The sequence below is a fragment of the Bradyrhizobium sp. AZCC 1693 genome (genome assembly GCF_036924745.1).
GTDB lineage: Bacteria > Pseudomonadota > Alphaproteobacteria > Rhizobiales > Xanthobacteraceae > Bradyrhizobium.
Genome location: NZ_JAZHSD010000001.1, coordinates 7310264 through 7336537, shown reverse-complemented (window position 1 = coordinate 7336537; position 26274 = coordinate 7310264). Strand labels below are relative to the sequence as shown.

Genomic DNA, 26274 nt, shown 5'->3' with positions numbered 1-26274 from the left:
CGATGCGCAATTGCGCATCGGAGAATCTCGAGATTCCGGGTATGGTGCTGACGCACCATCCCGGAATGACAGAAAGCTATGGCGTCAGCACCGCGCGACCGACCAATTTGCCCTTCTGCAAATCGATCAATGCTTCATTCGCCTTCGCGAGCGGCATTGTCGTCACCGGAATCGGCGCGATCATCTTGTTGCGAACGAGATCGAGCAGTTCCTCGGTCTCGCGCAAATTGCCGACATAGCTGCCCTGGATCGTGATCGCCTTGATCGGGATCAGCGGCAAGGCCCAGGTGGCGCCGCCGCCGAACAGGCCGACGATGACGAGCTTGCCGCCCTTGGTCAGGCAGTCGAAGCCGAGCTGCGTGGTCTGCGCATTGCCGACAAGATCGATCACGGCACGAATGGGTCCGCCGGCTGCCTTCGCCAGTTGCTCCAGCGCATCCGGCGCCTTGCCGTCGACGGTAGCGAGCGCGCCGGCCGCTTCGGCGGCTTCGCGCTTGCGCGCATCGATATCGACGACGATCGCGCCCTTGCCGCCCATCGCCTTCAGCAGCGACAGCGCCATCAGGCCGAGCCCGCCCGCGCCAAAGATGACGATCGGCGAGTTGAAGGCGAACTCGACCTTCTTCAGGGCGCTATAAGTTGTGACGCCGGAACAGGCATAGGGCGCCGCCGTGACGGGATCGAGTCCCTTCAGGTTCAGGAGATACTTCGGATTCGGCACCGTCATGTGGTCAGCATAGCCGCCGTCGCAATAGACGCCGAGCGAGTTCGGCTTGACGACGCACATGTTCTCATCGCCGCCGACACACGTCGCGCATTTGCCGCAGCCGAGCCAGGGATAGACCAGCGCCGTGTCACCGACCTTGAGATCGCCCTTGTCGGCGGCCGTCGCGTCCGGCCCGAACGCCACCACCTCGCCGACCGTCTCGTGCCCCATGGTGCGCGGCAGCGACACGCCACGGTCCTTCAGCGACAGCGGCTTGCGGCCGTGGCCGAGATCATAGCCGCCTTCCCAGATGTGGAGGTCGCTGTGACAGACGCCGGCCGCCTTCACTCTGATCAGCACCTGCGTACCCGTGGGCTGCGGCGTCTCCTGATCCACCTCTTTCAGGGGGGCGTTGAACTCGGCGACCTGAAAACTCTTCATCGCTTCTCTCCCGTCATTCTTGTTCTTGGGCGTGGGTTATTGGCCGCGAATTTGTGGGTGCGGACACTTGTTGAGGACGGACATTGCCACGTCCGTCCCATCGAGACAAACGCGGGCGACGCGCTCCCGGTATTCAGATCAGCGGGTGATGGCAAGCCGCGAACTGGCCCGGCGCGACGGCGCGAAGCTCGGGCACCTCCGCGCTGCATCGCTGGTCCGCGCGGGGGCAGCGGGTGCGGAACCGGCAGCCAGACGGCGGCGCGATCGGCGACGGCGGCTCGCCCACGGGCACGGTCTCGGTGGGGCGGACGTCCGGATCGGGCACCGGGATCGCCTCGATCAAGAGCGCGGTATAGGGATGCGCCGGCCGGGCAAAGAGCTGTTCGGACGGACCCACCTCGCAGAGCCGGCCGAGATACATCACCGCCACGCGGTCGCTCACCGCCTTCACCACCGCGAGGTCGTGTGCGATGAACAGCAGCGTCAGGCCGAACCGGCCCTTCATCTCCTCCAGCAGATTGAGTATCTGGGCGCGGATAGAAACGTCGAGCGCGGAAACCGGCTCGTCGCAGACGATGAACTCCGGATTGAGAATGAGCGCGCGCGCGATGCAGATGCGCTGGCATTGTCCGCCGGAGAATTCATGCGGCAGCCGTCCCACCACCAGGGTCGGGTCAAGACCGACCGCGCTCAGCACCTCGTGGACGAGCCGCTCGCGCTCCTCCGGATCCTTGACGCCTGCGATCACCAGCGGCTCGGCGACGATGTCTCCGATCTTGCGGCGCGGGTTGAGCGAGGCGATCGGATCCTGGAAGATCAATTGCACGCGCCGGCGCATCAGCCGCAAGGCGTCGCCCTGCATCGTCGTGAGGTCGTGGCCGTCGAACAGAACCCGCCCCGCGGTCGGCCGGCGCAACTGCAGCACCGCCCGGCCCAGCGTCGATTTTCCGCAGCCGGATTCGCCGACCAGACCCAGCGTCTCGCCGCGGGCGATCTGCAAGGACACGCCGGACACGGCATGAACGATCTTGGAGCCGACGGGATACTCCACGACCAGATCGTCGACGGCGAGCAGCGGTTCGCCGGAAGCGGATGGCACGGCTTGCAGCATCATGCTCCGGCCTCCGCATGAACTTCGATCGGGTGGAAGCAGGCGTATTGATGTGCGCTCGTCTCGGCCGCTTCGAGCGCGGGTTTCTCGTTCTGACAACGGGCCACCGCATAGCGGCAGCGCGGCGAGAACGAGCACCCCTGCAGCGGCCGGGTCGGGTCGGGCGGACGCCCCGAGATTGCCGGAAGCGGCGTATGGGGCGCGGCGTCGAGCTTGGGAAGCGCCGCCAGCAGCGCCTCGGTATAGGGCATCCGCATCTTCTTGAACAAAGCCGGCGTCGGCGCGCGCTCGACCACGCGCCCGGCATACATGACGGCGACTTCATCGGTGCGGCCGGCAACGACGCCGAGGTCGTGGGTGATAATGATCATCGCCATGTGCCGGCGGCGCTGCTCGCGCGCCAGCAGATCGAGGATCTGCGCCTGGATCGTCACGTCGAGCGCCGTGGTCGGCTCGTCGGCTATCAGTAGTTTCGGTTCGCACGACAGCGCGATCGCGATCGCCACCCGCTGCCGCATCCCACCCGAGAGCTGGTGGGGATACTGCGCCAGCCGCTGCTCGGGCGCGGGGATTCCGACCGCTGCGAGCAATTCGACGCTGCGCCTGGTGGCTGTGGCATCGTCAAGTTCGAGATGCTCCTGCAGCGTCTCGATCAGCTGGGTGCCGATCGTGAGCACCGGGTTGAGCGAGGTCATCGGATCCTGGAACACCACCGCCAGCGACCGGCCGCGCAGCTTGCGCAGTTTCTCCGGCGAGAGCTGCAGCAGGTCCTGCCCGTCGAACATCACGCGGCCGGAGAGCTTTGCCTTCTTCGGCAGCAATTGCAGGATCGCCCGCGATAGCATGGTCTTGCCGCAGCCGGATTCGCCGACGATGCCGAGCGTCTGGCCGCCGCCGACGGTGAGATCGACACGATCCACCGCGCGCAGATTGCCGCGCGGGGTTGGCAGATCGACGGAAACATCCTCAACGGAAAGCAGCGTACGATCGGTCACAGCGCGCCCTGACGTGGATCGGTGAGCGCTCGCAGCGTGTCGCCGATGAGATTGAAGGAGAGCACGGTGAGGAACATCGCGATCGCCGGAATGAAGGCCAGCCGCGGCGCCATCTCAAGACTCTGGCGTCCCTCCCCGATCATGCTGCCCCAACTCGAGATCGGTGGCGGCACGCCGAGGCCGAGGAAGGACAATGCGCCTTCGACCACGATGGTGACAGCAACGCCGAGCAGGAAAAAGGCAAACAGCGGGAGGATCACGTTCGGCAGCAGCTCGCGCAGCAGGATGCGCGCATGCGTGGCGCCCAGCGCCTGCGCGGCGATGACGAATTCGCGCCGCGCCAGCGTCAGCGTCGCTGCCCGCGCCACCCGCATGAAGGCGGGAATGCCGAGCACGCCGAGGATGCAGGTGAGATTGAAAATGGACTGCCCGAGATAGGCGGTCACCGCCAGCGCCAGGATCAGGGGCGGAAACGCGAGCAGCACGTCCATGCTGCCGACCACGATCGACTCGAACCGGCCGCGGAAATAACCCGCGAGCATGCCGAGCGCGCCGCCGATGGTGAGCCCGATGACCGGTGCGCAAAGCCCGACCACGAGCGAGATTCGCGCACCGTAAATGAGGCGAGACAGTTCGTCACGGCCGAGGCCGTCGGTCCCGAGCCAATGCTCCGCGGAGAACGGTGCGCGCTTCTCCAGCATGTCCATGTCGGTCGGGCTCGGCAGCGGCAGCACGGGGGCAAAGACCGCGACCGCGAACATGAAAATCATCCAGCCAATCGCCAGCCAGAACAGCGTTCCAAGCCGCCTGCCCTTGCGCGCAGGTTGGGTTACAGCCTCCCCTGCAACTTCGAGTTCAAGCGTGGCCATGGCGAATCCTGGGATCGAGAACTGCGTAGAGCAGGTCGACGACGAAGTTCATGATGACGAAGCCCGCACCGACCAGCAGCACGACTCCCTGCAGGATGATGAGGTCGCGCGTGAGGATCGCGCCGATCAGCAGCCGGCCGATGCCCGGGAGAGCAAAAACCGTCTCGACGATGACGGCGCCGCCGATCAACCGGCCGATATTGATGCCGGTAATCGTCACCAGCGTCAGTGACGACGGCTTCAGCGCATGTACGAACAGGATGCGCGCCGGCGTCAGGCCCTTTGCCTTGGCGAGCGCGATATAGTCTTCCTGCAAGGTCGCAATCATGTCGGAACGCAGCACACGCATGATGCCCGGCCATTCCGCCAGCGCCAGCGTCAGCGACGGCAGCACAAAGAACCGCAGGTTGGCGAGCGGATCTTCCGTAAACGGAACATAACCGGTCGCCGGCAACCAGCGCAGTTCGACCGCGAACAAATAGATCAGCAGGATCGCCGAGAGAAAGGTCGGCACCGACAGCATGCCAAAGGCAGTGCCGGTCATGAAGCGATCGAACGGTCCGCCGCTGCGCGCCGCGCAGACGATCGCCAGGGGAACGCCGATCGCCAGAGCGCCGAACTGCGCCAGCAGCATCAGCTCAATGGATACCGGCAGCCGCTCGGCAACCGTCTGAAGCACCGTCTGGCCGGTGCGGAACGAGCGGCCAAAATCGCCCTGCATCACATTGCCGAGCCAGCTCAGATAGCGCCACCAGATCGGCTGGTCCAACCCCATGTCACGCCGCAACGCCGCCACGTTCTCCGGCGTCGCCTGGTCACCGAGGATGGTATACGCAAGATCGCCCGGCAGCAGCGACGCGATCGAGAAGGTGAGCAGCGAAACCGCAATCAGCACCGGCAACAGATAAAGGAGCCGGCGTGCGACGAAGAACGCCATAGGCGGCTATTCCTTCCAGGCGCGCGATACGTCGATCATCCCACTATACATCTTGGGCAAGCCTTTCAGCTTGGCACTCGAAATCGCGTAATAGGTGTTCTGGAACGTCCAGAACCAGATCGCCTCCTTGTTGATCAGCCGGCTGATCGCGCAATAGTCGTCGATGCGCTTATTGGTATCTGCCGTGACACGGGCGTGATCGAGCAACTTGTCGAGTTCCGGATTGGAGTAGTTGGCAAGCGCCACCGGACTTCCGGTCTTGAAGTTGGAATACATCTGTATGTCAGGATCGGCCAGATCGACAATTCGCCACGGCGTCAACTGGAACTGGCGCATGAAGGCGCGCGGCGGGATGGTGGCCTGGTCGACCTGCTCAATCTCCATGTTGGCGCCGGCCCGCTTCCAGAACTGCTGCAGCACTTGGCCAACCATGCGCCCGCGTGGCGTCGCCGTAACGAGCATCTTGAAATCGACAGGCTTGCCGTAGTCCTTGATCAGCGCCTTGGCCTTCTCAAGGTCTTCGGGAAGAGCACCGTCATCCTTGCATTTGACCCAGGAGCCGTCGCCATAGGGATTGCTGGCAGGACGGGACAGACCGTTGGTGATCGCCTGCGACATCTTCTTGCGGTCAAGCGCCATTACCAGTGCCTGGCGCACGCGCAGGTCGTCGAATGGCGCGACCTTGGTGTTGAAGGCGTAGACCTGCGCACCGGACCCCTCGTATGTGTGCACCGTCAGCTTGGAATCTTTTTGCGCCTTCTGGATATTGTCGGCGCTGTATTCGTCATCCCAGATCAGGTCGACCTCGCCCGATTGCAGGCTGGCGAAGCGCGATTGCGCATCGGGCAGCGGCTTCAGCGTGATGCGGTCGAAATAGACCTTGTCTTTGTCCCAATAATCAGGGTTCTTCTCCAGGATCATGCGATCGCCGGCCGTCCAGGTTTTCAGAATGTAGGGACCGGTGCCGACGGGATTGCGGTTGTAATCGTCGCCCTTGGTCTTCCACGCGGTCGGGGAATGTATCGCATTGGTCTGGCTCGCGTAGGACACCAACGATGGGAAGTTTACCGACGGGTCATTGAGGTTATAGACCAACGTCAGTTCGTCCGGCGCCTGAACATTGTTGACGTTGGAGATATAGAAGGCGAAGCGGCACTTGTTGGCGGGATCTTTCTGCCGGTCGAAATTCGCTTTGAAAGCTGCGGCGTTGAACGGCGTACCATCGTGGAACTTGACGCCCGGACGCAGCTTGAAGGTCCACATCTTGAAGTCCTCGGAGGGCTCCCAGGACAGTGCTAGCTTCGGCTGCGGCTTGCCGTTGGCATCGAGATAAGTGAGCGTATCGAAGAGCGCCGATGACGCGGTGAGCGCCGCGGCGTCGTAAACGCCGACCTTCAGCACATCGAAGCCGGGGATATCGAGTTCGAGACCGACGGTGATGTTGCCGCCCGCTTTCTGCGCGTTGGCGGGCATTGCAGACAGCACCACACCAAATCCCGCCACAAGAAATATTCGCGCAAGCGCGCTCGAACGGATCGCCGCCTTCATGGATGTTCCCTCCGATGTGTCATCCGTCCGGTATTCCGGATCGTGATCGCTGCGGTAAGATTGTCTGGAATCGCCGGCGCGGGCAAGGCCGTTCGCAACCCGCGGATGAAACGCCGCAGGTTCATGTTTCGCTATGCGGACCGCGCTGTCAGACGCGCGCAGCCGCCTGCGCCTTGCCGCCGAGGGATGCGATTTCATCCTCCGACAGGCCGGCCTCCTTCAGGTAGGCACGCGTGTGCTCGCCGAGCGTCGACATGCGCCTGGCCGCCGACACTTTGGCGCCGGACATGCGGAACGGCAGGTTGAGCACCTTGAAGGTGCCGCCGCCGTCCTCGACCTCCGCCAATGCGCCGCGATGGGCGATCTGCGGATCGCGCAGCGCTTCGGCGGCGGTGCGATAGGCCGATGAGGGAACGCCGTGCTTGTTAAGCGCTGCGAGGCACTGCCCGGTCGTGACTGTGCGCGACCACGTCTCCACGCCTTCGATCAGGCTCGTCCAGTTTTCCCGCCGATCGGAATATTTGGCAAAGCGCGGATCGCTCACCCACTCGGGATGACCGATCACCTGCATCAGGCTCTGAAACGTTTTCTCGCTGGCGATCGCCATCATCACGTAGCCGTCTGTCGTCTCGATCGGGCCGAACATCGGCCGCTGCGTCGGCCTCACTTCGAATTGCGACCATTGCAGTTCGTTCAGCGTCAGGCTCAGCATCGATTCCAGCATCGAGACGTCGATGTGCTGGCCCTGCCCGGTTGCTGTGCGCTGATACAGCGCCGCCGAGATGGCGCCGAACGCGTAGACGCCGGTGAGCACGTCGGCGTGGTAGATGCCGCAATAGTCCGGCCGGCTGCGCCCCGGCTGGTAGGCCAGATGCGCCATCTCATAACCGGAGGCTGCGTGAATCACCGGCGCATAGGCCGGCAGCTCCGCCGACGGCCCGGTCTGGCCGTATCCCGAGATCGAGCAATAGACCAGTTTCGGGTTGAGCTCATGCAGCGAGGCATGATCGAGCTTCAATCGCCGCATCACGCCGGGGCGGAAATTTTCCACCAGCACATCCGCGGTCGCGACTAGCCGGCGAACGGCCTCCGATCCCTTCGGCGACTTCAAATCCAGAACCAGACTGTTCTTGCCGACATTGAGCTGGCCGAACGCGGTCGAGCAATTATTCCGCACCGGCGGGCGGGTCCGCATCGTCTCGCCTTCCTCGGTCTCGATCTTGATAACCTCCGCTCCCATATCGGCGAGCATTCGTGTACAGTGGGGGCCGGCGATCGTGGTGGAGAAATCGAGGACCCGCAGGCCTGCGAAGCTGCCTGTTAAATTCCTCTGATCATTGCCGGCTATGGTCATTGCGTGAAGCTCCTTCGGCCGTTTGCGGCCATTCGTTTTGGTTGGCGGCCGAGACCCTAAATTGTGCAGCGTCGACAGGAAAGTAGTTCGCTCAGGAACGACGGGCCGCAGCGCGCGTTGTAACGGGTAAGGAAGTTGGACCTATTCTTGCATCAATAACACTGCGGCAGGTACGAGGACGCTTGTCTTGAAGGTCTTGTTCGTCACTACTGAAATGGATGACTTCGTCCGGGTCGGCGGTCTCGCCGCCGTATCCGCCGCCCTGCCCCGGGCGCTGCGCCGCTGGAGTGACGTCCGGGTCATGCTGCCCGGTTACCGGGACATCATCGAACAGTTCACCCACATTGAAATCGTTGGGGAATGCCCGGCTCTGGCGCAGATGCCGGCCTGCTCGCTCGGGCGGGCGTCGACCAAGGATGACCTGCCGGTTTACGTCCTGCTCTGCCCGCAGCTTTACGACCGGCCGGGCAATCCCTATGGCGACGAATCGGGGCGCGACTGGCCGGACAACGACATCAGGTTCGGCCGCTTCGCATCTGCCGCCGCCGAACTTGCCGCGGGCACCCTGGACAAGAATTGGGCAGCAGACCTGATCCATGCCAACGACTGGCAGGCCGCGCTGGCGCCGGCCTATCTGGCATGGCGAGGCTCAAAGGTCCCCTCGATCCTGACCATTCACAACCTCGCCTATCAGGGGCTGTTCCCGCCGGACTCGTTACGCCGGATCGGCGCGCCCGAAAGTTCCTTCCACATCGACGGGCTCGAGTTCTACGACCACGTCTCGTTCCTCAAGGGCGGCCTCGTCTACGCCTCGCACCTGACTACCGTCAGCGCCACCTACGCGAAGGAGATCACGACGCGCGAGCTCGGCTGCGGGCTCGAAGGCCTGCTGCAGCGCCGCTCGAACGCCGCGCAACTCACCGGCATCTTGAATGGCATCGACGAAAGCTGGGATCCCAGTGCCTGCGCACATCTCGCTCAGACCTTCGCCCCCGGCGACTGGGAGGGCAAGCAGGCGAATGCCGACTACGTCCGCAAGCAGTTTGGCCTGGCGCTGTCGCGCGGCCCGCTGTTTGGCCTGGTTGCCCGCCTGGTTCACCAGAAAGGCGTCGACCTCGTCCTGTCCGCGGCCGACGAAATCATCGAGGCGGGCGGGCAGATCGTGGTAACCGGCAGCGGCGAGGCCCAGATCGAACAGGCGCTGGTCAACGCGCACCGCCGCAGGCCGGATTCGATCGGCGTCGTCATCGGCTTCAACGACGCCCAGGCGCGGCGAATTTTTGCCGGCAGCGATTTCACCCTGATGCCGTCGCGGTTCGAGCCGTGCGGGCTGAGCCAGATGTATGCGCAGCGGTTCGGATCGCTGCCGATCGGCCACCAGACCGGTGGGCTGGCGGAAACCATCCAGGACGGAGAAACCGGTTTCCTGTTTCCGAAGCCGTCCGCGGAGTCCTTCCTCGGCGGTGTCAGGCGCGCGTTCGATGCATTCCGCGCCAAGGATCGCCTCGACGCGATGCGGCGCAGCGCGATGGCGCGATCGTTTAGCTGGGATCTTTCGGCCGCCTGCTACAGCGCGCTTTATCGCAAGACGATCGCGCCCTCCATCCTCGCGTGACTTGCGACTATTCCGCCGCCTCCGGCATGACTTCCATCTGCTCGTGGAGGATGACGCCGGACAGCGGATCGAACTCGCCGACCCAGGGCTTCTTTTCGAGCACCGATTTGGTGTGGTGGTATCCGGCATCCCACCGCTGCATGATACCGGACGGGCTGAAATCAATATCCTTGGTATGATCCTCGCGGCTGAGCTGCGGGGCGAGCAACCGCACCACATGCATCCGGGTCGGACAGCCATAGCCAGTGAGCTCCCTCACCGCCTCACTGTTGCGCTCGGCCTCGGGCAGCCGCGCGGCGAGTTGGTTGATGACATGGCGCAGCCGATGCGCCTGCTGCTGCCGCGCAATGTGGCTCGCGATACGGCTCGAATACTGCACGTCCTTGTGGCGGTTGAGCACCTCCGCCATCGTGGTCGGCTCAGGCCCGGACGGATTCCACAGATGCACGGCGAAGATCAGCGAGTTCTTGCGCGGATTGTCGTCGAACACGGCTTCCGTCGGCGTGTTCGATAATATGCCGCCGTCCCAATAAAGTTCGCCGTCGATGCGCACCGCCGGAAATGCCGGCGGCAGCGCGCCCGACGCCATGACGTGCCTGACGCCGAGTTCGCCATCGCGGCTGTCGAAATAGCGCATCTGGCTGGTGCGGACATGGGCGGCGCCGACCGTCAGGCGCGGCGTGCACTGATTGACCAGATTGAAATCCACCAGCTCCGTCAGCGTCCGTTCCAGCGGCGAGGTCGAGTAATAGCCGGCATTGTCGGCGCCGAGCGGATAGCTGTCGCCGGCATGGGCGAGCGGATTGGGCCGGAAGAAGCCGGGAATGCCGTTGGTCACGGTCGACCAGTAGGAGAGCTTTTCGTTGAAGCCTGGAAAGATGTCGCGAAAACTCCAGATCGGATTCTGCTCCATCTTCTTCCAGAATTCACGCAACCTCGGCAAACGGTTCTGCGGCGCGTTGCCGGCGATCAGGCTGGCATTGATGGCGCCGATCGAGGTGCCGATGATCCAGTCCGGCTCGATGCCGGCTTCATGCAGCGCCTGGTAGACGCCGGCCTGATAGGAGCCGAGCGCGCCGCCGCCCTGCAGCACCAGCACGACCTGCCCCGGCTCGGATATCGCCAGCGATTTCAAGTTCGGCGAAGCGCCGGTGTCCTGAACGTCGTTCATGTCACGCTCCTTCGGATATTCGTGGCGCTAGTGTGCGGTCCAGCCGCCGTCGACCGGCAATGCTGTGCCGGTGATTGATGCCGCCGCGTCGCTGGCGAGAAAAACCGTCAGCGCGCCCAATTCCTCAACGCTCGCAAAATGCTTGTTGGGCTGCTGCGCCAGCAACACGTCGTGGATGACCTTTTCGCGGGAAATGCCGTGCGCCCTGGCCTGGCTGTCGATCTGCGCCTCGACCAGCGGCGTATAGACGTAACCCGGGCAGATCGCATTGCAGGTGATGCCGTCCTCGGCGGTCTCCAGCGCGGTCACCTTGGTCAGGCCGACGATGCCGTGCTTGGCCGCGACATAGGCCGCCTTGAAGGGCGAGCCGACCAATCCGTGCGCGGAGGCGATGTTGATGATCCGTCCGAACTTGTTCTGACGCATCGCCGGCAACGCCAACCGCGTGGTGTGAAACGCCGACGACAGGTTGATCGACAGGATCGCGTCCCATTTCTCGACCGGAAACTGCTCGAGCGGCGCGACATGCTGGATGCCGGCATTGTTGACCAGAATATCGAGCCGCCCGTGACTGGCGATGGTAGCCGCGATCATCTCGGCGATCGCGTCACTGCTGGTCATATCGGCCGCGGAATAACTGACCTCGACGCCGAAATCGGCGGCGATCTGATCCCGGGTTTTGGCGATCTCGGCCGCGAGGCCAAAACCGTTCAGCACCACCGCCGAGCCGGCCTGCGCCAGCGCGCGGGCAATCCCGAGCCCGATGCCGCTGGTCGACCCTGTGATCAGCGAGACCTTGCCGGTCAGCGGCCGCAAGGCCGAAGCGTCCTGGGCTTTGAGCTGGATATTCATGGCCGTCCTTTTCGTGTGGGGATTCAGCGCCTTACGCTGACCATTTCCGCCTCACTCTGGACGCTGGACGTCAATTGAGGAAATGCCGTTTGGCTTCCAAAACCATAGGCCGGCGCTATGGCGGTTACGGTGTCATCGCCGGGCGCGATCGGTTACGGTGCGATCAAGACAGACCGAGGCACGACCATGGAGATGCATCAGGTACGCTACTTCCTCGCGGTCGCGCGCGTACTCAACTTCACGCGCGCTGCCGACGAATGCAACGTCACGCAGCCGTCACTGACGCGAGCCATCAAGCAGCTGGAGGCCGAACTCGGCGGTGACCTGTTTCGCCGCGAGCGCCCTGCCGCGCAATTGACCGAACTCGGCCAGCGTATGCATCCGCTGCTCAAGCAATGCTACGAGGCGGCGACAGGCGCGCGCGAACTTGCCTCGTCCTTCAAGAGCGGCGAAGTCGGCGCGCTCAGGATTGCGCTGACCCATTCCGTCGACCTGTCGCTGCTGATTCCGCATCTCGACCAGATCAAGCGGATGTTCAATCGTCTGGAGTTCCGCTTTCTGCGCGGCAACGCCCGCGAGGTCGCCGAGTTTCTCAAGCGGGGCGAAGCCGAGCTCGGCATTGCCGCCGAGATCAGCGAGGAGTGGGAGCGGCTCGACACCCGGCCGCTGTTCACGGAAAACTTTCAGCTCGTCGTCAACAGGAATCATCCGCTGGCAACGCGCGACAAAATCGACTTCAACGATCTTCGCGCCGAACAATTGCTGTCGCGGAATTACTGTGAGCATGGCGCGCGGGTAAACAGCTCGCTTCGCGAGCATGGGCTCGACGTCGATCGCAGCCATGAGATCGCCTCTGAACGCGATTTGATCGAATTGCTGGAAGCCGATATCGGCGTCGCCGTGGTGCCGGATACCGCCTCGATCCCGCCGACGCTGAAGCGTGCCACCGTCGAGGGACTGGATGCGCGGCGGACCGTGAACCTGTATGGCGTTGCCGGACGCGAACGGACCGCCGTGGCATCCGCCGTGATGCGAATGCTGCGCGGCGCCGACTGGCAGCAATTCATCGGCAAGACCGCAGGCGCCTGAGGGTTGTTAACCCGCTAGCTGACGTTGCCATAGGCTGAAATATCCGCTTTGCGCCAAAGCTGACATCGGCCACAGCACGCTCACGCAGGCCGCTCGATGCGGAGGGAACTCTAGAAAGCCGCGTTTGAACTACACTGATCCTAAAAGGTGAAGGATCAGCCCACGGTGCTTTGAGCGGAGCGCGCCCGTCTGAGGTCAGCCGTTTCGGCTCCTTCGTCGAACCAACGGCAGATTGGTTCTAGCAGTGCGCGCGCCTCATCAGGTCTTCCTTGCGTCCGCCAGAGTTCCGCAAGGCTTATGGCGGCGCGTAATTCCAGGGACTTGGCGCTTTGACTGCGCGCCACTTCAATAGACCGCTTCAGATAAGACTCAGCTTCGCTCATCTTCGATGGGTTGAGTGCAAAAAGAATTTGCGCTCTTTGTCGATGCAATTCCGCTTCCCATGATCTGCCTGTCACGTCACCAATATTGGCCAGGATCCCCTCGACGATCGATAGCGCGCATTCATTTTCGCCAGCTTTGGCGTACAAGTCCGCCAGCCAGCTATCCATCATTGGAAGCATGAAGCCGACGCCATTACGTCGCGCTTCGGCGATTCCAAGTGCCATTTCCTCCTGGGCCTCTCCAAGTCGGCCTAGTTCGCCGGCTGCTCGGCCTCGTGAAATTCTTGACAAAATTACGTACAGCGAAAACCGCTGTTCTTGCGACATTTCGAAGCTCCTGTCGGCACTTTCGTAGGCGCGAGCGGCATCCCCGCGAAGAAGGTGCACAACGGAAGTCATGTAATGAGCGAACGCCACGGTGTATGGGTGGCCAAGGTTTTGACCCAAGGCAAGCGCTTCCGAAACGCGGGAAAGGGATTGATCCGGATAGCCTAGAAACCACAAGTCCCAAGATAGGAGCAGAAGTGAAGCCGCTTGGGGCTCCACCATGTAAAGGTTGGATAGGGGCTGTTTTCCTTTGCCAATCGAGAGTTTGATTGACTCCGCGAAATGGTTCGCTGACGATTGGAAGTCTCCAATCGTCAATAACGTGCTGCCCATCACTCTATGAGCCACCATTAGCGGCACCGGTTGGGACAACGCTCGTGACCGTGACAGGAATTCATCAGCTAAGCGGAGCGCATCATCATTCTTTCCACCCATCCAGGAGTGCCCCCATAACCCAAACAGGGCTTGGAAATACTCAGGGATGTCGCCGAGTTGCAGGCATAAGGCACGAGCCCGCGAAAACGCTTCGCGGGTTTCCGCGGAGGCATACCCTTGAACGGCGATAAGCGGTATTCCCAACGCCAATTGAATATCGATCTCTTGTTTGATCCGTTCAGGCGTTTCCGGCAAAGCGTCCAGAAGCTGAAGGGCCTTTCGAAAGCTGGCAATCGCTTCGACGTTGGCGGAATGCGCTAGCGCGCCCTGCCCAGACCGGAACCAGCAACGAATGGCCTGTTGATGATCGCCCGCTTCTTGATAGTGATAGGCCAGCACCTGGGGTTGATTTTCGGCGAGCCCCGAAATGTCATGCTCTAAGATTGCCGCGATGTCCGCGTGTATCTGCTGCCTCTTGCTCTTAAGCAAGGAGTCGTAGATTGCGTCACACAACAACGCATGTTTGAAGGCGAAACGAAGGAAAGGCGAAATTCCGACTCGATAGATGATGTCAGCCTGTTCGAGTAACGAGAGGGCCGACAATATATCGTCATCATCAATTCTCGATGCAGCCGACAAGAGATCATAGGAGAACTCGCGCCCAATCACAGCCGCAATCTGTGCAAGTCTGCGACTCGGCGCAACACGATCGAGCCGCTCCATCAATGCGTCACTCAGCGTGTCCGGAACCCTGAGTGTTGCTGGCTGTGCTGCGCGCTCGAGAGTGCCTCGGGTTCGTAAAGGCGCACTCAACATACTGCTTGTCAGTTCCTCTATGAATAGCGGGACGCCATCGGCCTTTTCGATAATCCGGTCGAGCACCGGTTGGGGCATGCTCCCTCCCCTCAAGATATCTCGGATCATCGCCCTCACTTCGGTGAGCGACAATCGAGTGAGGGAGTGCACGGTGGTGCTCGCGTGGGTCATCCATGTGGGGCGGAACTCGGGCCGACACGACACAATAAGCAGCACGCGGGCGTGGTCGATCCGACTGATAATCGATTCAAGCAGCTCAAGCGTCGATGGATCTAACCAGTGTGCATCCTCGAAGATGCAGAGCGTGGGGCGCTGGACAGAAAACGCCAAGATCATATCGACAAGCGTGCTTATCGTCCTGTTTTTTATTTGCTGCGGCGTAAGACCAGCTAATTCGAGGTTATTTTCCAAAGGGACTGATAACAGTTTGGCAATGAGCAGGACCGGCTCTTTGGAATTATCAGTTGAGCGCGGAAGGTAAGTTGTAAGCTTGGCAATCTTATCTACCTCGGCCTCGCGTACTGTTAGTTGCGCCGCTTGTTCGATCTGCCCGATCACCGGAAAGAATGCGCTCTGACTGTGATAGGGCGAGCACTGATGGTGCAGCAAGAGGTGTGGTTCCTGCTGAATTTGCGATTTCAATTCGTGGAGGAGCCTCGATTTTCCTACTCCGGGAATACCCGAGAGCAATATGACTTGGCCATCACCTTCTTTGACTTTCTGCCACCTATCGAGCAGCAAGCTTAGTTCGGTTGAGCGTCCAACGAGCGGGGTAAGAGAGCCCGTATGCGCAGCCTCGAAGCGGCTAGCGGTATTTTTTGCCGAGAGCACGCGATACACGTGAAGAGGTTCAGTTACACCTTTGAGTTCTTGGAGCCCGACGTCCTGAAACTCAAAAGCTGCCCATACGAGACGCCTCGTCGATTCCGAGATGAGTACCGTATTGGCAGCGGCAAGGGTCTGTAGACGTGCGGCGATATTCGGCGTCTCTCCCACCGCGTCCATCGACCACGTACCACTATCTCCAATCTCACCGACAACAACCGGACCCGAGCAAACACCTACTCGACAATTCAGGGTAACTGGCCCTGAAATCTTCGTAACTCCGGACACAATCTCCAGGCCGGCGTGAACAGCACGAACGGCGTCATCCTCGTGTGCACGGGGCCAACCGAAAAATGCCATCACTCCATCGCCGAAATAGCGGGCGACCTCGCCTCCATAGTGCCCAATCGCCGTGCTGCACTCTACCCGATACGCGTCAATGAGCTTTTGGAGATCCTCAGGATCTAACTTCTCCGATAGCTGCGTAGACCCCACCAGGTCACAGAACATGACTGTGATCTGGCGGAATTCAGCTTCGCGATGTTGCACAGGAGAGGGTGGCACCACCGTGGCGCTTGAAACTGCTGTTGTTGTGCCGGTGGACTGGCGCGCGGCCGTCAATGTTTTAATGGCCCGAAGCAGCTTCTTGCGGTGACCTAGAGAAGATATTCCGAGTTTCTCGAGATCATTTTCCGTCAAATCCTGAAGAACGGAGTAGTCGATATTGTTTTCTACGAAGGTTTTGGCGTACTGACCTAGACCGTGTCCACCCAGCCACTCGGCCAAGTCGGTGGTTGTTGTCTTCGTCATTGCAGAGGTCCTTGCCTACTGCCGTAGTTCATTAAGCAGGAGTTGGGCTTCAGACCCACCATGTGGGGCCTTTGTCACTTAAAACCAGGAAACCTTCCGCGCACGATATCATTTCCCGCACACGATATGATATGAGCGTTTTTGACCGCCGAAATTTTTTGCTTTACCCGGCGTCGAGGCACAACTGCAGCTTGGCGCGAGGACGCCAGCGCCGGTGCCCTACCCAGCTAACCATGACGGCCGATCGCGAGCAGTCGCGCGGCCCTCATCGTTTTAAATCGCAACCGTACTATTACTATTACCCTAAGGGAGAACCGGGCCTCCTTTCTCGTGCCTCACGCCATGCCAAACTGCGATAACTATCGCGCTATTCCGCTCACGCTGCGGGCCGAGCGCCGCGCTCTTCACCGTCCAAAGGATATGAGCGGTGACGATACGGGAGCGCCTCTCCGAGCGCCTGCTCAAGCTCTTCAAGCATCTCCGCTTCGGATTTGAGAAGCTCGTGATTATATCCCTCCGCCAGGATCAATGCCGATTCATACGTCTCCTGAACGACTCTGATACGATCATTCGCGGGAAGGGAGGCGACGAACGTGATCGTTTCTTCGACGTGAGTCGCCTCGCTTCCGAGGGAACTGTGACTTCTGAGAAAGCGAGTCGCATCAACGTCATCCGGACAGATCGCCTGCACCTTCTCGATATCGGTCTCCTGCTTGAGCGCGGCGATGCGCTCCAGGCAGTACGAATAGCCGATGCAGCCGATTGGATAGTCCTGGACGCAGAGATCATCGAAGCGCTTGCAGAGCGGCTTGATGCCCTCCGGGATAAAGCTAGCGACGAGTCGCTCGCCGGGCACACCCAGTGCACGCAGATCCTTGAGCGCGAGCCGGTCGTGACCGGTCTCCTCGCGCGCACGCTCTTCCAAGTAGGCCGCGACCTCGGGCCTCCCCAGTTCGTTGAAGCGGCTGGCGGCGCGCCGGAGATTTCGAGGCGTGTCGACAGACGTGTGATAGGCGCCCACTAAGGCTACGATATAGCCGACGAGCGTCGGGTCAGGGCGCGCGAAGCGCTTTTCGATTCCGGCAAATCCGAGATTTATCGCGCCGTCGAGCAGCCCGACCGTGCTGCCCGCCGAGCCCACACCTGTCATCGGTGTCGCGAAGGGATCTCCGTTTTCTTCCGTGCCTCCCGGGGCATAAAACCAAACCTCTCCCGACTCGCGAGCGATGATCGAAATATCGCCCGTGACGTTGACCCACTCCGTGAGCAGCCGTGCCATTCGAAACCTCCACTTCCGAGTGAACGCCCGTGTCGTTTCTCGCTGGATGCGCCCAAAACTCGCGCCCCGCTAGAGACACGCTGCCGTATCCGAGACGGATTGCAATACCGCTAGATTCCGTTCGGTGTGATGGCCATCAGCATCTTGGCCGTCTCAAGCAGAGGCGGCCCAGCAAGAGTTGGACGTGTGGGTCTCGGCAGCACAAAGACGACTCCGATTTTTGCGTCTATGCCTGCGTCTTCCAAACTGAAACCTGCATCGTACTCGTCTTCCGTGATTACGATGGGTTTCTCCAAATAGATGCCCCGAGCCGCGAGAGCTGCTTTTGCCGCAGTCGAGCGCGCTAGGTACTCCGACAAGGAAGGGGACCCTGTACTAGGTGTGATCAGGGGATTGTTGGCGGGACCTGTCCATATATCGACGATCCATTGTGCGAGGACATCATTTTGATACGAGAAATCAGCGACCTTATCTTCTAAGTCTTCTTTCGCCTTGCCTGCCTCGTCCGCGTAAATACCGCGCTTTTGCTTTTTCTTTGACCCGGCTGCGTGCGCTACTACCGGAAGCATTGCGCCGCCGGCGGCTCCTGCAAGGAACCAACGCCGATTGAAGGCGGAATTCGGTTGCGTCTTGGTATGCGAGGCCATGATCAATCCCTCCCTGTTGAAACCAGTTCGGCATCTTACGACCGTGCCCAGTACTTTAGTTGTAGGATTTCGTCCTGACAAGCCTGCTGCACCACTGCCTAAATAGACCCACAGACCGCGGATTACATGGGCGCGAAGAATGTATGAGTACGCGCCCCGGTTTCCGGAGCGAGTTTAATCTCGAACACGTTCCTAAAGCGTCTGAGAGGACAGCCATGGAGCATATCCAATACCCCAATGAAAGCACCGAATACCGCGCCGCCCGAAACGCGCTTCTGGATGACGAGATTGCGCTTCGGGCACAGATTAAGGCCGTTGCAGCGAAGCGTCGCGCGCTGCCGCTCGGCGGTGAGATACCCGAAGACTACGTCTTCGAGCGGATCGGCAAGACCAGCATGCCGGAGAAAGTGAAGATGTCCGAGCTGTTCGGTCCGCACGACACGCTCATTCTGTATAGCTTCATGTACGGCCCCAAACGCGAATTGCCGTGTCCAGGCTGCACCCATTTGCTCGATGGGATAGATGGCGCCGCAGACATATAGGCGAACGCGCTGCGCTCCATATCGTCGCCAAATCACCAATCGCGCGTCTCGCCGCCTGGGCACACGAAAGAGGCTGGGAACACCTCTCGCTGTTTTCGACCGCAGGCAACAGCTATGATGCGGACTACTTTGGTGACACGTCAAAATTTTCCAAGGGAATGCGCAGGCAACATCGAGTTCCTGACGGCGACGACTGGGACGAAACAATCTTCAACGTCTTCAGAAAGAAGGACGGGGCGATCAGGCACTTCTGGGGCTCAGAGATGAGCTTTGCCCCACCCGCTCCCAACCAGCACCATCGCGCTGGTGATCTCGCCGACCCGCTCTGGGGTCTTCTCGACATGACACCTGAAGGCCGGGGCGATTTCTTCCCAAAGGTCAACTACGATTGAACCACTTGCGACGGCGCACCACAGAGCCACGTCGCCGCGCTACCGTTCTTCGCTCGCGCTCTTCAGCGCGGCGATCAGGTCGTCGATTTCCATGCGCTTGCGGAAATCGGGATCGACAAAGCGGGCCTTCACCAATCCGTCGCGGCCGACCACGAAGGTCGCCGGAATCGGCAACACCCAGCCGTCATTGCCCTGGAAGCTTGCCATATCCTGGTATGACAACAGCCGCTGGATCTCGCTGCCGAGCCAGATCGCAAGATTGAGCGACAGTGCGTAGCCATTATCGAGGTCGGTCAGCACCGGAAACGGCGCTTCCGCCTCGGACTTGAACTTCTCGGCATAGGCTTGCGTCTCCGGCATGATCGCAACCGTCAGCGCGCCCAACGCCTTGATCCGGTCCTGGGCCTGGATCACCGCCCGCACATTCAGCCGGCAATAAGGGCACCAATGACCGCGATAGAACATCACCGCAACCGGGCCGCGGTCGGTCAGTGATTTCAGGCTGACCAGCCGGCCGGTTTCGTCCGGAAGCAGGAACGGCGGCATCACTTCGCCCGGCCGTGGCGCGTTTTCGCCGCCGCCATTTTCATTTACGCGCACGACCAGCCGGTCGACCGCCTCGCCATAGGCCGGAAAGATCTCCCGCCCGGCCGCGGCATAGGCCTCGAGCTGCTCGCGCAAGGTGCCTTCCATGTCACGGCATTGCTGGAACGCCTGCTTGAGGCGTTCGGCATTGGCTGATGAAAGCGTCGTCGTCATGGTGGGCTCCGGCAGTTCAGCATTATTTTCCGGTCCGGGCCGCCCCGCAAGGGCGGCCCAAACGTTTCAGCACCAAAAGGCTCAGGGCAGATAGAAATTGCCGGTCGGGTCGAGCATGCCCGAGGTCGAATAGAGCTGGCCCTTGTCCATGAAGAATACCGTGTTGCTCGGCACCTTTTTCGCGTTTTTCATCATCGCATCGTGGTTTTTGGGCGTCGCCGCCATGGCCATCGCCGACATCTTGCCGGGGCCGGCATACGTGTAGGCCATGCCCGGATTGAATTCCCAGGGAACTTGCGAGAAGGCCGTGGTGGCAATGGCGGTAAACGCCGCGGCGGCGATCAGGGTCTTGGAAAGGGTTTTCATGGGGATTCCTCTAAATGGATGGTGACGCCCGCCGATCGGGCGCTGACCCATCAGAGGCCGGCCTGGCCCGGATTTGAAATACCGTTGCACAATCGGTTCGATAGCCGCCGCGTATTGAGCGGCACCAATAGCCGAGCGCTATCGACTTGAGAGCGGATGCGCATTTCCTATTGCCGGCGCCGGCGCTCATCCTGTTCTGGACAGCATGCGGAGGGCATGCGCAAACAGGAGACATTTCCATGACCCGTCGTTTGACCAACCGCGTCGCGAATTTCTGCACCTCGCTGCTCCTGATATTCCTCGTCCTTTCCGCCGTCTCCGTCGCACGCGCCGACAGCGATGACGGCATCGTCCGCGTCAAGAGCGCGGTGCCGATGGCGGAAGCGATCGCCCGCATCAAGGCCGACATCGCCGGCAAGGGCATCAAGTTCTTCATGGAGATCGACCAATCGAAGCTTGCGGCCGATGCCGGCATCAGGCTGCGCCCCTCGACGCTATTGGTGTTCGGCAATCCGCCGCTCGGGACGCAATTCATCACCTCGAACCCGAACGCTGGGCTCGACTGGCCGGTCCGGCTGCTGCTCACGCAGGACGACAATGGCGACGTGTGGGCGGTGTGGACTGATTTCGGCTGGATCGCGAAGCGCCATAACATCCGGGATCGCGTCGCGCAGTTCGAGATGGCAACCAAGGTGGTGGGCTCGATCACCTCGACCATCACGACCAGGTAACAGCGCCGGCCCGCCTCCCGTAAACATCATCAGGCTGCGCCATCCGGCGCGGCCTGATCGCATCAAGTGCTGCCAACAGAGGGTAAATTCGATGACACCGGAAAAATTCGACGTGGTCATTCTGGGTGGGGGCAATGCGGGCATCGGCGTAACCGGACCGGTCTGGCGCGCCGGAATGTCGGTCGCGATGATCGAGGCCGACCTGCTCGGCGGCACCTGCCCGAACCGCGGTTGCACGCCGAAGAAGGTGCTGGTCGCCGCCGGCCACGCGCTGCACGAAATCGAACGTGCCTCCATCCATCACATCGCCGTCGGCAAGCCGAAGCTCGACTGGGCGGCGCTGATCGACCGCGAGAAGGACATGATCAAGGACATCCCGACCAACCTCGGCCGCTCGATGGCCAAGCGCAATGTCGAGGTCATCAAGGGCCACGGCGCGTTCACCGGCCCCAACACCATTCGCGTCGGCAATCGCGAACTCGAGGCCAGGCATATCGTGATCGCAACCGGATCGAGGCCGCGGCCGCTGCCGATTCCGGGCGCGGAGCTCATGATTACGTCCGACGAGATGCTCAGCGAGCGTGAACTCCCCGCCTCCGTGATCTTTGTCGGTGGCGGTGTGATCGCGCTGGAATTCGGCCACGTCTATGCGCGCGCCGGCTCGGAGGTGACGATTCTCGAAGCGTTGCCGCAACTACTGCCGATCGTGGACGCCGACGCCGTCGCGCGCCTGCAGGCCGAGAGCGAGCGGATTGGAATCCGGGTCAGGACCTCCGTCAGCGTCAAGCGAATTGAGAAGGCGAACGGCCGCCTGCGCGTTCACTTCACCCACGAGGGCACCGAGCATACGGCCGAGGCCGAACGCATCGTCAACGGCGCGGGACGCGTCGCCAACGTCGATACGCTGGATCTCGCCGCGGGTCAGGTCGAGCACGCCAATGGCCGTGTCGCGATCGACCGGCATCTGCGCTCGACCTCCAATTCCAACGTCTACGTCTGCGGCGACGCGGTGCCGACCTCGCCGCAACTGTCGCCGATCGCGACCTATGAGGGCGACATCGTCGGCCGCAACATCGTTGAGGGGCCGAAATACAGCCCCGACTATGCCAGCATGGCGACATCCGTCTACACCGTGCCGCCGCTGGCCTCCGTCGGCCTGACGGAGGCCGCCGCCAGGCAGAAGGGCCTTGCCTTCGACGTTCACACCAACGACATGCTCGACTGGTTCTCCGCAAAAACCTATGCCGAAACCGTGGCATGGTCGAAGGTGATCGTCGATCAATCGACCGACCGCATCCTCGGCGCTCATTTCGTCGGACATGCCGGCCAGGAGCTCGTGAACATTTTTGGATTGGCGATGCGCTTCGGCATTACTGCGAGCCAGATCCGGGAAAATATCTACGCCTATCCGACGTTCTCCTCCGACATCAAGCACATGCTCGGCCACGGTTAGCCGCATAGCGCGGCGCTATGGATTCAAAAGCCAACCGGCATTTCCTCTCGTGAGCGGTTTCCTCGATGGTGGTGACGTAGCCGGCCAGATCATTCGGGGCCAAGGCGACTCTCAAGGCAAAGACAGAAAGCAGAGGAGCACAACATGTCCACATCCAACGTCGCGTCACGCACAATCTGGCAAGGCCTCGCACTCGCCGGACTAATCGCGGGTTCGGTCGCAACCACCTCGACCGCCATCGCCGGCGAATGCCCGGCCGGCAAGATGCAGCCCAACGTCCGCCCGATGGTCGACACCAAGCCCGTCGGCGTCACCGACGTCACGCTCGGCGCGATCAACCTCGAGAAGCAGCCGGCCAATATCAGGGATCGCGAGCTGCGCTTCCGCAAGCTGACGATCGAGCCCGGCGGCATCGTGCCCTGGCACAGCCATGACGACCGTCCCGCGCTGATCTACGTCCAGCAGGGCGAGATCGCCGAATACGCCAGCAACTGTGCCGATCCGATCGTGCACAAGGCCGGCGAGATCAGGCCGGAAGTCGCCGGCACCTCGCACTGGTGGAAGAACCTCGGCAAGGAGACCGTCATTCTCTATGTCAGCGACGTCCGCAAGGATCCGCACGACCACAACATGTAAGGAGCTGTAACGAGCGCCCGCCCGACGTCTCGTTGCCGGATGTGACGCCGTGGGATCCCACGTGTCGCCCCACACGCCCAGGCGTCACATCCTTCTTTCTCACGAGTGACATCGAGAATTGCCATGACCGACATCTCCGCGCAGATTAAATCAGACGCGATGGAAATGCAGGGCCATTCACCCGGCGTGGTGCTGCGGTCCCTCGTCATCGGCCTCACGGCATTCCTGACCGTGGTCGATCTGTTTGCCACGCAGGCGATCCTTCCCTCGCTGACCCGGCATTACAACGTGACCCCCGCCGCGATGGGCTTTGCGGTCAACGCGAGCACCATGGGCATGGCCGTCGCGGGACTCGTGGTCGGTTTCTTAAGCCCGCACATCGACCGCCGGCTCGGCATTCTCGCAAGCCTTGTCCTGCTCGCGATCCCTACCGCGCTGCTGGCGAGCGCGCCCGACCTAACCGTATTCACGGTCCTGCGCATTGCGCAGGGCCTCTGCATGGCCTCGGCCTTTGCGCTGACGCTGGCCTATCTTGGCGAGCAATGTAGTTCGATGGATGCGGGCGGCGCGTTCGCGGCCTATATCACCGGCAACGTCGCCAGCAACCTGATCGGGCGGCTGGTGTCGGCCGCCGTCGTCGATACGCTCGGGCTGGCCTCGAACTTCTACTTCTTCGCGCTGCTCAATCTTGCCGGCGCGGTGCTGGTTCACTTCACCATTCAGCGCGTCAAGCCGATGCACGCGGCGCCGACGGCGCAATCGCCGTTCGTCGCCACGATCGGGCATTGGCGCAACCCGGCACTCCGCTCGGCCTTTGCCATCGGCTTCTGCATCCTGTTCGCCTTTATCGGCACCTTCACCTTCGTGAATTTCGTGCTGGTGCGCGCGCCGCTGTCGCTGGAGCGGATGGATCTCGGCTTTGTCTATTTCGTGTTCGCCCCATCCGTCGTCACCACGCTGCTCGCCGGCAGAGCGGTGGCGCGTTACGGCACGCGGCCGACGATCTGGGGCGCGCTTGTGGTCGCCGCTGTGGGTCTGCCCCTGATGCTGTCCTCGCATCTGCCGCAGGTTCTGACCGGCATGGTGCTGGTCGGCGTCGGCACGTTCTTCGCCCAGGCCTGCGCCACCGGCTTTGTCGGGCAGGCCGCCAGCGACAACCGTGGCATTGCCAGTGGAACTTACCTTGCCTGCTATTTCCTCGGCGGCCTCGTCGGCAGCGCCGTGCTCGGCCAGTTGTTCGACCGCTTCGGATGGACCGCCTGCGTCGCCGGCGTCGGGACGTCGCTGGCCATAGCGGCGCTATTGACCACGCGTCTCGCGCTCACTCGGTCCGCCGGGTCTCCGGCATGAACAGCCAGATCACTGTCAGGCCAAGGGCTGCGATTCCGGCCAGCCCGATGAAGGCTGTGCTGCTGCCAAAGGTGTCGCTGATATAGCCCGCCAATACCGTGCTGAGCGACGCGCCGATGCCGGTTGCGGTGCCGACGATGCCTTGCGCCAGATTGAAGTGGCCGCTTCCGAAGGCGACATCGGCCACGATCAGCGGCACCATCACGCTGAGCACCGCCGCAGTGATGCCGTCGAACACCTGCACCGCGACCAGGAGATAGGGATCTCTCACGACCGCAAACAGCAGGCCGCGGACCGCCAGCGCGCCGAAAGCCAACAGCAGCAGCGGCCGCCTGCCCCACGCCTGCGCCTTGCGGCCGACCGAGGGCGAGGTCAGCGCGACGATGGCCTGCGGCACGATGATGCAGGCCGCAATCAGCACCGGCGCCCATTGGCTTGACCGCATGGTAACGACGCCGGCCATCAGCGGCAGCATGGCGGCGTTCGCGAGCTGAAACAGCAGCACGCCGCCCGCAAAGATCAGTAGCGGACGCTGGCGCAGCAGATGGAACACGCTGGTGGCTTCTTTATCGGGAACCTCCCCCACCACGGCGCCGTGGCTTTGCGCCACGTCGATCTCCTGCCCGCGAATACGGGAAAGCGCCAGCAATGTCGGGATCGCGAGCATGAAGGTCACGAGAAACACCGACCGGCTCGATAGCAGGTACCCGGTCGCGCCCATCAGCGCCGCCGCCGAGCCGTTGCCGAGCGACGCGAAGCGGGCATTGCGCCCAAGCCGCTCCCCGATCGCGAACGGCCCGACCAGGCCGAGGCTGATCGCCGCAATCGCCGGACCCAATACGCAGCTCGCCAGCGCATGCAGAATCGCCGCCGCCGTTACCACCGGAAAGATCGGCCATAACGCATAGGCCAGTGCGGCGCTGCCGATGGTGGCGACCGCCAGGCCCGCCACCAGCCGCTCGGAACGCGCAGCGTCGACGATGGCGCCGCCCGGCATCTGGCCGAGCAGGCCGATGATGCCGCCGATCGACAGCACAAAGCCGATCTCGACCTGCGTCCATTTCTGCGTGGTCAGGTACACGGCAATGAACGGACCGAAACCGGTCTGAACGTCGGCGAGAAAGAAGATGAACCAGTCGAGGCCGCGCTGGCTTTCGCGCGACGGCTTTGGCTTGTTGCCCGGCGGCGGCAGCGGCACAACGTGACCTCCCCCGCCGGATCGCCCGTGGCGATCGTCGTCAATCCGATCGACCGATTGGGACGGACGCGCGACCAAGCTGCTGCTCCTCCATATCTGAGCATGATCTCCGGGTAAACGCTTCGCGTTTGTCCCGAGGAAACCGGCACCTACTTTTTCAGGATCATGCGCTAGTGATCGAAATCCCACGGTTGCAGACGGCCGGCCGCACCGAGAACGACGACCGGCGCGTCTTCCTTGTATTCGGGCGCCGCCGCCACCTGGGCCTTGTTCAGCTCGAGCGTGATGCTGTCACGCTTGTTGGCAACGCCCACGAAACGCAGCGCGCCCCAGTCGACGACGATCTTCCGGCTGCCGACGCCGAGAAAGCCGCCGAAATCGATCACCGCGGCGCGCACGTTGCCCTCACGGTCCACGATCACATCGACGACGCGCCCCATATCCTCGTTCGCGGCGCTGCGAACTTCGCGGCCGAGGATGCCGTGGGCATCCTTGGCGCCGATCACCGTGACCGACGGCGGAGGCGCAGGCTCCTTTGCCGCGTCCGCCGGCGCGGAGCGGCTACCTTGCGTCGTGCCGGTGTCCTCTGCCGCAAAAGCCGCCGGGCTGCCGGCTAATCCAGCGACCAGAAACAGAATGAGAATACCGATGCGCATGTGGCCCTCCTGACTCTTAGATGCATGAGCCGCGCATGGCT

Annotated in this window: 22 protein-coding genes and 1 pseudogene; 7 read left to right on the top strand and 16 right to left on the bottom strand. The window is 62.0% G+C overall.

Features of this window, described 5'->3' with window-relative positions; all coding sequences use genetic code 11:
• Nucleotides 1-76 precede the first annotated feature (76 nt).
• From V1293_RS34775 to V1293_RS34745, 7 genes are all read right to left on the bottom strand, one after another.
• Nucleotides 77-1147 carry an alcohol dehydrogenase gene (locus V1293_RS34775; RefSeq protein ID WP_334516175.1) on the bottom strand — a complete coding sequence of 357 codons (1071 nt, stop codon included), beginning with the start codon at nt 1145-1147 and terminating at the stop codon, nt 77-79.
• A 133-nt stretch (nt 1148-1280) separates the two neighbouring features.
• Nucleotides 1281-2261: an ABC transporter ATP-binding protein gene (locus tag V1293_RS34770; RefSeq protein ID WP_334516173.1), complete on the bottom strand. Its 981-nt coding sequence runs from the start codon at nt 2259-2261 to the stop codon at nt 1281-1283.
• Nucleotides 2258-3253 carry an ABC transporter ATP-binding protein gene (locus V1293_RS34765; protein WP_334516172.1) on the bottom strand — a complete coding sequence of 332 codons (996 nt, stop codon included), beginning with the start codon at nt 3251-3253 and terminating at the stop codon, nt 2258-2260. The genes V1293_RS34770 and V1293_RS34765 overlap by 4 nt, the downstream gene beginning before the upstream one ends.
• Nucleotides 3250-4122 (bottom strand): ABC transporter permease, encoded by an 873-nt coding sequence (locus V1293_RS34760; protein ID WP_334516171.1) that lies wholly within the window; start codon nt 4120-4122, stop codon nt 3250-3252. Before V1293_RS34760 ends, V1293_RS34765 begins: the two co-directional genes overlap by 4 nt.
• Nucleotides 4109-5059 (bottom strand): ABC transporter permease, encoded by a 951-nt coding sequence (locus tag V1293_RS34755; RefSeq protein WP_334516169.1) that lies wholly within the window; start codon nt 5057-5059, stop codon nt 4109-4111. The genes V1293_RS34760 and V1293_RS34755 overlap by 14 nt, the downstream gene beginning before the upstream one ends.
• Nucleotides 5060-5065: 6 nt before the next feature.
• Complete coding sequence (locus V1293_RS34750; protein ID WP_334516167.1) at nt 5066-6607, bottom strand: ABC transporter substrate-binding protein; 1542 nt, start codon at nt 6605-6607, stop codon at nt 5066-5068.
• 148 nt (nt 6608-6755) lie between these two features.
• Nucleotides 6756-7961, bottom strand: a complete 1206-nt coding sequence (locus V1293_RS34745; protein WP_334516165.1) for a CaiB/BaiF CoA transferase family protein — start codon at nt 7959-7961, stop codon at nt 6756-6758.
• Nucleotides 7962-8148: 187 nt separating this feature from the next.
• Here V1293_RS34745 and glgA point away from each other — a divergent pair, with 187 nt between their 5' ends.
• Nucleotides 8149-9576: a glycogen synthase GlgA gene (gene glgA / locus V1293_RS34740; protein WP_334516164.1), complete on the top strand. Its 1428-nt coding sequence runs from the start codon at nt 8149-8151 to the stop codon at nt 9574-9576.
• 7 nt (nt 9577-9583) lie between these two features.
• On the opposite strand, the gene V1293_RS34735 is transcribed toward glgA, so the two are convergent.
• The gene (locus V1293_RS34735) at nt 9584-10747 is read right to left on the bottom strand and encodes a patatin-like phospholipase family protein (protein WP_334516162.1); all 1164 of its coding nucleotides are present in this window, start codon (nt 10745-10747) and stop codon (nt 9584-9586) included.
• 27 nt (nt 10748-10774) lie between these two features.
• Nucleotides 10775-11599: a 3-hydroxybutyrate dehydrogenase gene (locus tag V1293_RS34730; protein ID WP_334516160.1), complete on the bottom strand. Its 825-nt coding sequence runs from the start codon at nt 11597-11599 to the stop codon at nt 10775-10777.
• A 186-nt stretch (nt 11600-11785) separates the two neighbouring features.
• Between V1293_RS34730 and V1293_RS34725 the strand changes: the two genes are divergently transcribed.
• Nucleotides 11786-12688, top strand: coding sequence for a LysR family transcriptional regulator (locus V1293_RS34725; protein ID WP_334517043.1), 903 nt, complete (start codon nt 11786-11788; stop codon nt 12686-12688).
• Nucleotides 12689-12843: 155 nt separating this feature from the next.
• Here V1293_RS34725 and V1293_RS34720 read toward each other — a convergent pair whose 3' ends face one another.
• The 3 genes from V1293_RS34720 to V1293_RS34710 all read right to left on the bottom strand — a co-directional run bounded on the left by V1293_RS34720 (nt 12844) and on the right by V1293_RS34710 (nt 18150).
• Entirely contained in the window at nt 12844-16224 is a 3381-nt protein-coding gene (locus V1293_RS34720; RefSeq protein WP_334516158.1) for an adenylate/guanylate cyclase domain-containing protein, read from the bottom strand.
• A gap of 376 nt (nt 16225-16600) precedes the next feature.
• Nucleotides 16601-17503 (bottom strand): hypothetical protein, encoded by a 903-nt coding sequence (locus tag V1293_RS34715; RefSeq protein WP_334516156.1) that lies wholly within the window; start codon nt 17501-17503, stop codon nt 16601-16603.
• Between the two features lie 110 nt (nt 17504-17613).
• Nucleotides 17614-18150, bottom strand: a complete 537-nt coding sequence (locus V1293_RS34710; protein WP_334516154.1) for a hypothetical protein — start codon at nt 18148-18150, stop codon at nt 17614-17616.
• Between the two features lie 143 nt (nt 18151-18293).
• Between V1293_RS34710 and V1293_RS34705 the strand changes: the two are divergent.
• A pseudogene (locus tag V1293_RS34705) lies at nt 18294-19084 on the top strand (DUF899 family protein).
• A 39-nt stretch (nt 19085-19123) separates the two neighbouring features.
• Here V1293_RS34705 and V1293_RS34700 read toward each other — a convergent pair.
• Nucleotides 19124-19843 carry a peroxiredoxin-like family protein gene (locus V1293_RS34700; protein ID WP_334516152.1) on the bottom strand — a complete coding sequence of 240 codons (720 nt, stop codon included), beginning with the start codon at nt 19841-19843 and terminating at the stop codon, nt 19124-19126.
• A gap of 81 nt (nt 19844-19924) precedes the next feature.
• Nucleotides 19925-20209, bottom strand: a complete 285-nt coding sequence (locus V1293_RS34695) for a hypothetical protein (RefSeq protein ID WP_334516151.1) — start codon at nt 20207-20209, stop codon at nt 19925-19927.
• Between the two features lie 239 nt (nt 20210-20448).
• Here V1293_RS34695 and V1293_RS34690 point away from each other — a divergent pair, with 239 nt between their 5' ends.
• From V1293_RS34690 to V1293_RS34675, 4 genes are all read left to right on the top strand, one after another.
• Nucleotides 20449-20940: a DUF302 domain-containing protein gene (locus V1293_RS34690; protein ID WP_334516149.1), complete on the top strand. Its 492-nt coding sequence runs from the start codon at nt 20449-20451 to the stop codon at nt 20938-20940.
• A gap of 91 nt (nt 20941-21031) precedes the next feature.
• Nucleotides 21032-22393, top strand: a complete 1362-nt coding sequence (locus V1293_RS34685; protein WP_334516147.1) for a dihydrolipoyl dehydrogenase family protein — start codon at nt 21032-21034, stop codon at nt 22391-22393.
• 144 nt (nt 22394-22537) lie between these two features.
• Entirely contained in the window at nt 22538-23029 is a 492-nt protein-coding gene (locus tag V1293_RS34680; protein WP_334516146.1) for a cupin domain-containing protein, read from the top strand.
• 123 nt (nt 23030-23152) lie between these two features.
• The gene (locus tag V1293_RS34675) at nt 23153-24379 is read left to right on the top strand and encodes an MFS transporter (protein ID WP_334516145.1); all 1227 of its coding nucleotides are present in this window, start codon (nt 23153-23155) and stop codon (nt 24377-24379) included.
• Here V1293_RS34675 and V1293_RS34670 read toward each other — a convergent pair.
• Complete coding sequence (locus V1293_RS34670) at nt 24351-25577, bottom strand: MFS transporter (protein ID WP_334516143.1); 1227 nt, start codon at nt 25575-25577, stop codon at nt 24351-24353. The genes V1293_RS34675 and V1293_RS34670 overlap by 29 nt on opposite strands.
• A 170-nt stretch (nt 25578-25747) precedes the next feature.
• Nucleotides 25748-26233: a PRC-barrel domain-containing protein gene (locus tag V1293_RS34665; RefSeq protein ID WP_334516141.1), complete on the bottom strand. Its 486-nt coding sequence runs from the start codon at nt 26231-26233 to the stop codon at nt 25748-25750.
• Nucleotides 26234-26274: the final 41 nt, after the last annotated feature.